Origin of the sequence: Actinokineospora sp. (assembly GCF_050699995.1) — a bacterium.
In the GTDB taxonomy this organism is placed as follows: Bacteria; Actinomycetota; Actinomycetes; order Mycobacteriales; family Pseudonocardiaceae; genus Actinokineospora.
In genome coordinates this window covers 1-8744 of sequence record NZ_JBOHGC010000378.1, presented here as the reverse complement: position 1 = coordinate 8744, position 8744 = coordinate 1, and the positions used below count along the sequence as shown (strand labels likewise).

Sequence of the window (8744 nt, the reverse complement as noted above, 5' to 3'; positions counted from 1 at the left end):
GTCTTCACAACCAAGATCGTCCCGCACGGCCCCTTTCATGATCACAGCGGCTCGCGGTGCCTACACCCCGTCAGCTATCGCGCACCAGGTCGTTAACCCACCACAATCACTTAAGGCAGTGGCATTGAGGCCCCCACGGTGCGGTGCCTTGCGATCCAGCGTGGTTCAGGGGAGCCGACGTGGTCCAGAGCGATGACAAGCGCGTCGAAGTGGACATCAACGCACGCTGGCGCCTGCGGCAACCGCGATCGAGCCGCTGCGGACCGACCTCCTCTTATCGCTCCAATCGGATCGGCTGGGCGCTGGTCATCCTGATCCCGGCGTTGGTGCTCGGGCCGCTATTCCTGGGCATTTTCCTCCACCAAGAGTTGTCATGGGAAAAAGGGGAAGGCACTGTTTCGGGCAGAGTGAAGGACGGCAGGCACTGGTATCTCCTGATCGACTTCACTCATCGGGGCGGCTTTTCCGCAACGGCCAAGGTGAGAGAGAACTCGGACGACTACCAGACCGGACAACCGATCAAGTTCAGGTACGAACCGGGGTCCTACAAAGGAACCCACGGTGCCCAGGTCGGCCATGACAAACCGTGGACCAGATTCATCGCCTACGCCATCCCCATCGGCGTGATCGCGGTCGGCCTCTACCGCCTTGTCCGGGCCATCAGGCTGCCACGCACCGACAGCTCCGCGACCGACCCGCCCGCCGGCGAACGCAAACGTCGGTAGCGAATGCGGCCGGTTCCGCTGCGACGCTGGTGATGCCGCTTGGGGCGAAATCAGTTGCCTGCGCGGGAGGTGGTAGCCGCAGGATTGTTGGAGACATTGGCATTCGCCCTGGACGCGGCCAGCCAGATGATGAGTACGAAAGCGGTGAGAGCTGTGAGGGTGCGAACGACGTTGAAGTTTTCCCACTGCTCCAGGATCTCGGCGTAGTCGGCGGGTGGTGCGGTCACCGCCCAGATTTTGATCTGCCCGTTGATCGGCACGTTGCCGAGACGGGTCACGAGGAACGACACGACAGCCAGTGCCCCGGCCGCACTCGCGACGAGTCGGGGCGTCGCTCGGGTGAGGGCGGCCAGGGTGAGCGAGCTGAGCGCGGCCAGGGCCATCGTGGTCTGCATGACCGGGCCATTCATCTGCATCAGGGCCGAGTGGAAGGTCAGGCGCACGTCGAGCGGGACGACTTCGAAGGTGGTCGCGACGTTGACCGCGCCGTACCCGAAGGCGCCTGCGAGCAGGCCGGTGGACAGCAGGGCGAGTGCGGTGATCAGGCGGATCTGCATGTGGTGACTCCGTTGAGTGGGGATGTGGCGGGACTTATGCCTCGGCGGCCGCTTGGGCCACCTCGGCGAGCATGCGGGCCCGCTGTTCGGGGGAGAGTCGACGTCCGCGGGCCACGACGGTGTGGATGCGGGTGGTGTTGCGGATGTCGGCGAGCGGGTCGTCGTCCAGCACCACCAGATCCGCGGCCTTGCCGGGGTCGACCGTGCCGGTCGAGTCGGCGACGCCGAGCATGCGGGCGGGCTCGATGGTCGCGGACTGAAGGGCACGCAGCGGTGAGAACCCGGCCCGCACCAGGAACGCGAGTTCGTCGTGCATGCTGAATCCTGGGATGATGAACGGCACGTCACCCGCGTCCGTGCCTGCGAGCACGGGCACTCCGGCGCGTCCCAATTCGCCGACGAACTCCACCCGGCGGTCGAGCAAGGCGTGTCGCTGGGCGCTTTCCTGGTTGGTGCGGCCCGCTTTGATGATGTTCTCCATGGCCCAGTGCCACCCGTCGAGCATCGGGCGGGGCACGAACTGGAGGTGCTCGTCGGTCAGCGCGATCTCGTCCGGCCGGTCGAGCACCTCGTAGACGACGAGAGTGGGAACCACCCGAGTGCGGTTGCGCGCCAGTGTGCGCAACACCGCCGCCGCTTTGCGGGCGCTGTAGCTGCCCGCCGCGTCCCACTCCAGCCGGTGGACGTCGTGCAGCCAGCCGACGACGTCGCTTTGACTGATCTCCCACTCGGCGATGCGCGCCCGCAGGTCCGGTTCCCGGGTGGACGTGTCGTACCAGGTCGAGTACAGGTGCTCGATGGTGCGTTGTCCGCTCCCGCTCGCCCGACTGGGCGAAACGGCGTCCGGGCAGTGCCCGGCGAACGGAATCCCTTGCCTGCGTGACTCTTCCGCGACGACGCGATGCAGGTCCGCGGGCAGTCTCGAGTACACCTTGACGAAGTCCGCGCCGTCGGCCTTGGCCTGGCGCACCGCTTGCCTGGCCTGGGCTTCCGTGGCCACCTCGACGAACATCGCGGGATCCCCGACAGTCGGCGCGCCGTCGACGATCCGGCTGGCGATGACCGAGCGCGGCCCGAGTAACTCGCCGCGCTCGACCCGTTCGCGCCAGTGGTGCAGCAGCGGGGTGCCGGACATCTCCCGGACCGTGGTGACGCCGTTGGCAAGGTAGAGCGGCGGGGAGATCCGCTCGTCGGGAATGCTGTGCACATGGGCGTCACACAGCCCTGGGATCACGTACTTGCCCGGCAGATCGATGATCTCCGCTGCGGCCGGGATCGTGACGTCGCTTCGGCGTCCTACCGCCGTGATCCGTTGCCCCTCAACAAGAACGGTCATGTCCGGGCGAGATCGGCCGCCCTGGACGTCGATGACCGTGACCCCGGTCAACGCGAGGGCGCGTTCCCCTGCTGTGGCCGCGCGGCCGGGTGTCACTGTGGTCGCGGCTTCCACTGCCACTACCGCCACGCCTGCCCGCAGCACGGTACGTCGGTTCGTTAAATTTGACATGCTGTCAAACGTAGCGGACTCTGTTAAACTTGACAAGGTGTCCGAGATAACCGACGGACGGCGCAGACGCCGTCGCACCGACGCCGACCGCAGCGCCGCATCGATCCTGCGCGCCGCACTGGAAGTCCTTGGCACAGACCCGAACGCGGGCGTCGAGGACGTCGCCATGGCGGCTGGGGTCAGCCGCCAGACCGTCTATGCCCACTTCAAGAACCGCGACGCGCTCGTGAGCGCGGCGATCGACGCCGTCACCGCCGACGCCGTGTCCGAAATGGACACCGCGGAGCTGGATGAAGGCCCGGCCGGGGCCGCGCTGCTCCGCCTGCTCGACGCGAGTTGGCGAACCATTCACCGCTACCCGCTGCTGCTCGCCGCGGCCACCGAGTCGGTGGGCGCCGCGGCCGACGACACTCGCCACAACGCGGTTCTGGATCACCTCAGCCGAGTGCTCGACCGGGGGCAGGAGTCCGGCGAGTTCACCCGAGACCAGCCGATCGGCTGGCTCGCGACCGCCGTCGTCACCCTGGGCCACGCCGCGGGCGCCGCCGTGGCCGCGGGACGAATGACACTCCCGGAAGCTGTCGACGCGCTCGCCGCAAGCTCTCTGCGCGTCTGCGGCGTCGACCGGCCTGCGGAAAGGTGATCGCTGAGGCAGGTCACGGCGCGCTGCGCCGGGTCAGCTGATCTCTCGCGTCCAAGCCGCGACGGCCCGGTGGTACTGCGAGGCGTTGGGCGCGTAGTTGATCGAGTGGCCGTAGCCGTTCAGCACGAACGTCCGCAGCCGGGCCGCCTCCGAGAAGAACGGCGCCTCCGACGCCCGCAGCGCCTCGGCTGACGAGCAGTCGCTGCCCAGTGGCGCGCCGCAGAAGTGGGTGTCGTCGCCCACGACCAGCATGACCGGGACCTGGATTCGGCGGGTCGCCGGGATCACCACGTTGGTCAGCAGCAGCGTGTCCACCGATTCGGTCACGGCGAAGACGTCCTTTGTGGACTCGTCGAAGGCGATCGCGTCGGCGTCGAGTGGGCCTGGGCTGTGGAAGGCCGAGTAGCGGGTGCCCGGGCTCGTCGTCAGGTACCCGACGTCGAGTCCCAGCCCGCCCAGTGGCGCCGGGATCATGTTGGCCAGCACCGGGATCACCGTCACCAGGTTCATCCGGTGGGTCATTCCGGTGACCAGCACGCCATCGACGTCGCCGTACGTCCCGGCTTCGATCATCGCCATGGCGGAGCCGATCGAGTGGCCGCCGACGATCACCTTCGCGAAGCGCGGTCGCAGCGTCCGGATGACCTGGTGCACCGCGTCGGCCTGGGTCGAGGCGGTCACGGTGACGCTGAGCGGCCTGGAGCTTCGACCCGTGCCGAGCCGGTCGACGGCCAGGGTGGCGAACCCGGCGTCGTTCATCGCCAGCCGGAACGACCGTGTCTCCGGGGAGTGGCCGATGTCCCAGTACGAGCTGTTGTACGTGCCGCCCGGGATGAGCACCTGCACGGTCTTCGCGCCTTCGGGCACACACAGTCTGCCGTACATCGTCTGCGCCGTGCCGGTGACCGACACCGGCACGCGCAAGTCCTGGCACGTCACCGAAGCGGCGCCCGCGGGCGTGGCCGTCGGCAGCAGGCACACACCCGCGGTGATCAGCGCGGCGGCGCACAACTTGCGGAAACGGGACGAGAGCACGGAAAACTACCTCCAGCTAGCCACGGGGGATCGGTGTCATCAGCAGCCCGTCGGGATAGGCCGCCGAGGTGAACTTCACGCGGACCGGCTTGTCCGCCACGGGCACCAGCCGCCACCGGGCCGCCACGGTCGCCACCGTAATGGCGATCTCGGCCTGCGCGAAGGTGTTGCCCACACACTGTCGCGTTCCCGCGCCGAACGGGATGAACGCGCCCCGGGGCACGTCTTCGGCGCGCTCGGGCAACCAGCGGTCGGGGTCGAACCGGTCGGGCTCGGCGAAGGAACCCGGGTCGAAGTGCAAGGCGTGCGGGCTGAGGATCACCTCGGCGCCGGGGGCGATCGTGACGCCGTCGAGGACGACCGGCGCGACAGCCCGCCGCATGAGGATCCAGATCGGGTACATCCGCAGGACCTCGTTGACCACGCACATCGTGTACGTCAGCCGCGGCAGGTCGTCGACGGTGACCGGGCGGCCCGCCAGCACCTCGTCGACCTCGGCGTGCAGCCGCCGCTCCACCTCCGGGTGGCGGCCGATCTCGTGGAATATCCAGGAAAGCGCCAGCGCGGTCGTCTCGATGCCCGCGGTGAGCAGGGTGAGCACCTCGTCGAAGGCCTGCTCGTCGGTCATCCCCGTGTCGGCGTTCTCGTCGCGCGCCAGCAGCAGCGTGGAGAGCAGGTCGCCGTGGTCGACGCCGTCGGCGCGCCAGTTCTCGATGACCTCCAGCACGACGGCCCGCATCCGCCCGATGGCCTCGTCGAACTCGCGGTTGCCAGGAAGTGGCAGTTTTTCGACGAAATTCGGTGACAGCGCGCGGATCATCCCCTGCTTGATCACCACGAAGATCGACCGCCGGACCTCCTCGATCGCGCGTCGGCCGATCTCGGTGGAGAACAGCGCCTCACCGACGACCGTGACGGCGAGGGCCTGCATGTCCTCCTCGACGACCCGGTCCTGTCCCGCGCGCCACGACCCGGTCAGGTCGGACGCCGCGCGCGCCATGGTTTCCGCGTAGCGCGCGATGCGGTCGCGGTGGAACGCGGGCTGGATCAGCCTGCGCTGCCGCCGGTGGAACGCGCCCCCGGACAGCACGAGCCCGTTTCCCAGGTAGGGGCGGAACTTGTCGAACATCGCGCCCTTGCCGAAGGACGCGCCGTCGGTGACCAGCACCTGGTGCGCCAGCCGGGGACTGGTGACGAAGTAGGCGGGCACCGGTCCCAGGAACACCCGCACGATCTCGCCGTGCTCGCGCAACCCCGACGTGAACTTGAAGCGGTGTCGCAGCATCGCGGTCGTGTGTCCGAGAAGAGGCCAGCGGCCGGGCCCCACCGGGACGGGCATCGGTTCTCCTTGCCGCCGCCGAACGGAACCGCCCACCTTAGGGCCATCCGGTCGAGTGGGGGCAGCACCTGATCGGGTGGAAAAGTGATCACTCCGATGGCCGGGCGCAGAGCGCTCGCGGGACTCGGTAGGCTCGTCGGTCCCGTGAATAGAGCGAGGTGTTGCCGTGACATCACAGCAGGAGTGGGTCCCGCCGGGCGTCGACATCACCGCGCCCAGCATGGCCCGCACGTACGACTTCATGCTCGGCGGCGGCCACAACTTCGCGGTGGACCGCGAGGTGGGCGCCCAGATCGAACGCGCGATGCCGGGCCTGCGGCTCGCCGCGCGGGTCAACCGCGCGTTCCTCGGGCGGGTGGTGCGGTACATGGTCGACCAAGGTGTCCGGCAGTTCCTCGACATCGGGTCGGGCATCCCCACGGTGGCCAACGTGCATGAGGTCGCGCAGGGGCGTGACCCCGAGTGCCGGGTGGTCTACGTCGACCGTGACCCGGTGGCCGTCGCGCACAGCGAGCTGATGCTGGCGGGCAACGACCGCGCCGCCGTCGTTCACGCCGACATGCGTGACCCCGAGCAGATCCTCGGCAGCCCGCAGGCGCTGCGGCTGCTCGACCTCGACGAGCCGGTCGGCCTGTGCTGTCTTCGTCCCGCTCTCGCGCGACGAACTCGACCATGAGCTGGCCGACCAGGTCGGCTTGCTCTGCGACGCGGTGGCCCGGGAGACGTTCGCCGCCGCGCCGGTCGAGGCGCTGGGCGAACGCCTGGTCGCCTTGGGCAACGTCGGCGAAGAGGGCCTGCGCTGCACCCTCGAGGTGCTCGGCAAGGGGCTGCTCGGGCTCCCGGAGTTCCAGCCCGTGGAGCGCTTCGCCGAGCGGATCACCCTGGCGCTGGGCACGCTGGCCTGCGGTTTCGTCTCGGCCAACCAGCGGGCCGTGCTGGACCAGCAGGAGAGCATGCAGCGCTCGCTGCTCAAGGCCGTGCAGGACGCCCGGTGGAACCTCCGGGCGAGCGAGGCGCGCTTCGAGCAGGTGGCCACCTCGTCGGCCAGCGGCATCATGATCATCGGCCTCGACGGGCTGCTGGTCCGGGCGAACGCCGCGCTTGGCGACATGCTCGGGTATTCCCCGGCGGAACTCGTCGGCGTCGGTCTCTACGACCTCGTGCACCCGGAGTCCGTGCGGACGCTGCGGGAGGCGATGCGGTCGCTGCTCGACGGGACACGCGAGCGGGTCCGCCAGACGCAGCGGCTGCTGCGCCAGGACGGCGACGTCGCCCGGATCACGCTGACCGCCTCGCTGCTGCGCGGCGTCGACGACCGGACCAGCCAGGTGGTGGCCGTGGTCGAGGACGGCACCGAGCTGATGCTGCTGCAGAACGAGTTGCACCGGCAGTCGCTGCACGACGCGCTGACCGGCCTGCCGAACCGGCAGTACTTCAGCACCCGCCTGGAAAGCGCTCTGCGGCGGGCCGACCCGGCCTACGGCGTCACGCTGTTCCAATTGGACCTCGACGGGTTCGCCATGGTCTGCGGCGGCCTCGGCCGCCCGGCGGGCGAACAGCTGCTGGTGCACGTGGCGCAGCGGCTCAAAGCCGTCATGGCCGCCGATAACGCCATGGTCGCCCGGTTCGACGGCGACGAGTTCGGCATCCTGGTGGAGAATTCGGCCACCACCCCGAACGTGTCCGCCACGGTTGCCGCGATCAACGCCGCACTGGCCAAACCGACCTATGTGGACGGTCACGGCCTCGCTCTCTCGGCCAGCGTCGGCGTGGTGCACCGCCCGCCGCGCGACGAGGAACCGACGGAACCCTTGCGCGCGGCCGATTTGGCACTGCGTCGAGCGAAGACCGGACGGCGCGGCCAGTGGGAGCAGCACCACCCCGACCAGGACATCGCCGACCGCCGCCACCAGATGCTCGCGGTCAGCATGCCGGGCGCGTGGGAGCGGGAAGAGATCAGCGTGCGCTATCGCCCGGTCGCCCACCTGGCCGATGGCCGGACCGCGGGTGTGACCGCGCTACTGTCGTGGGACCCGGCCGGGTTCCGCCCGGGTGCACCACGACCAGTGCGCGGAACTGGCCGAGCAGACCGGCCTGATCCTGCCGCTGGGCGAGTGGCTGCTGCGCGTCTCGTGCGGGCAGGCGTACTGGTGGCACAAGGGAAACGTCGGCGACCTGCCGCTCTCGGTCGGCCTCACCGCCCACCAGTCCGCCGACGCGGACCTCGTCTCCCGAGTTGTGCGCGTGCTCGACTACACCGGGCTGCCCGCCGACCGGCTGACCGTCGGCATGCCCATCGCCGCCTTGCGGGTGGCCGAGGCGGCCGACAGCCTGACCGTGCTGGCGGACATGGGCGTGCGCACCTCGCTCGACGACTTCGGCCTGAGCCCGGACGACCTGACCGCCGTGGAGGAGTTCCAGGTCGGCGCGGTGCGGGTGGCGCGAAGACTCACCGACCGACTGCTCGGCGTGGGCTCGACCGTGATCGCCCGACTGGTCACCGCCGTCCACCACGCGGGCGCCACGGTCACCGTGGACGGGATCGAGACTCAGGAACAGGTCGACTGGTGGCGGGCGGCGGGCGCCGACACCGCGACCGGCGACTTCTTCGGCGTCGTCTGCCCGCCGGGCGACATCGCCGCGGGCTTCCAGGCCTGAAACCAAAGCGTTTCATCACCTGTCAGGGCGAATCCGCGGGACCCGCGGACCCGATCCCGGCATCATGGCGACCATGGACACCACGTGGGCCGTCGTCCGTGCACAGCCGACCGGGACCGGTGATATCGCGGGAACTTTCAGCACGCTCGAACGCGCCGAGATTCTCCTTGCCGCACTTGATGATTACATCCTGGTCCGCTGTGACTGAGGTTTCGCACTTTTCGCGGTGACACGGTTGGTTGATCTTTGTGTGACACGGGGCGATGGTGGCGATCATTGC

The 8744-nt window shown here is 69.1% G+C and carries 8 protein-coding genes and 2 pseudogenes; 6 read left to right on the top strand and 4 right to left on the bottom strand.

The genetic code is table 11. From position 1 onward, the window contains the following. Positions 1 to 179 precede the first annotated feature (179 nt). Positions 180 to 725, top strand: coding sequence for a hypothetical protein (locus tag ACRDSQ_RS18650; protein ID WP_431422822.1), 546 nt, complete (start codon positions 180 to 182; stop codon positions 723 to 725). Positions 726 to 775: 50 nt separating this feature from the next. On the opposite strand, the gene ACRDSQ_RS18645 is transcribed toward ACRDSQ_RS18650, so the two are convergent. Both ACRDSQ_RS18645 and ACRDSQ_RS18640 read right to left on the bottom strand, forming a co-directional pair. Next, complete coding sequence (locus ACRDSQ_RS18645) at positions 776 to 1282, bottom strand: anthrone oxygenase family protein (RefSeq protein ID WP_431422820.1); 507 nt, start codon at positions 1280 to 1282, stop codon at positions 776 to 778. 34 nt (positions 1283 to 1316) lie between these two features. Further along, the gene (locus ACRDSQ_RS18640; RefSeq protein ID WP_431422819.1) at positions 1317 to 2789 is read right to left on the bottom strand and encodes an amidohydrolase family protein; all 1473 of its coding nucleotides are present in this window, start codon (positions 2787 to 2789) and stop codon (positions 1317 to 1319) included. Positions 2790 to 2826: 37 nt separating this feature from the next. Here ACRDSQ_RS18640 and ACRDSQ_RS18635 point away from each other — a divergent pair, with 37 nt between their 5' ends. Next, a complete protein-coding gene (locus ACRDSQ_RS18635) occupies positions 2827 to 3432 on the top strand; it encodes a TetR/AcrR family transcriptional regulator (RefSeq protein ID WP_431422817.1) in 606 nt (201 codons plus the stop codon). A 33-nt stretch (positions 3433 to 3465) separates the two neighbouring features. Here the strand turns inward: ACRDSQ_RS18635 and ACRDSQ_RS18630 are convergent, their stop codons facing one another. Further along, the gene (locus tag ACRDSQ_RS18630; RefSeq protein ID WP_431422816.1) at positions 3466 to 4467 is read right to left on the bottom strand and encodes an alpha/beta hydrolase; all 1002 of its coding nucleotides are present in this window, start codon (positions 4465 to 4467) and stop codon (positions 3466 to 3468) included. Positions 4468 to 4483: 16 nt separating this feature from the next. Next, positions 4484 to 5806 carry a cytochrome P450 gene (locus tag ACRDSQ_RS18625; RefSeq protein WP_431422815.1) on the bottom strand — a complete coding sequence of 441 codons (1323 nt, stop codon included), beginning with the start codon at positions 5804 to 5806 and terminating at the stop codon, positions 4484 to 4486. 166 nt (positions 5807 to 5972) lie between these two features. On the opposite strand from ACRDSQ_RS18625, the pseudogene ACRDSQ_RS18620 reads away from it, so the two are divergent. The 4 genes and pseudogenes from ACRDSQ_RS18620 to ACRDSQ_RS18605 all read left to right on the top strand — a co-directional run. Next, a pseudogene (locus tag ACRDSQ_RS18620) lies at positions 5973 to 6449 on the top strand (SAM-dependent methyltransferase); the annotation flags it as partial. A 310-nt stretch (positions 6450 to 6759) separates the two neighbouring features. Then, positions 6760 to 7611 (top strand): annotated as a pseudogene (locus ACRDSQ_RS18615) (diguanylate cyclase domain-containing protein); the annotation flags it as partial. 247 nt (positions 7612 to 7858) lie between these two features. Beyond that, a complete protein-coding gene (locus ACRDSQ_RS18610; RefSeq protein WP_431422814.1) occupies positions 7859 to 8464 on the top strand; it encodes an EAL domain-containing protein in 606 nt (201 codons plus the stop codon). A 73-nt stretch (positions 8465 to 8537) separates the two neighbouring features. Continuing rightward, positions 8538 to 8672, top strand: a complete 135-nt coding sequence (locus ACRDSQ_RS18605; protein ID WP_431422813.1) for a hypothetical protein — start codon at positions 8538 to 8540, stop codon at positions 8670 to 8672. Positions 8673 to 8744 lie beyond the last annotated feature (72 nt).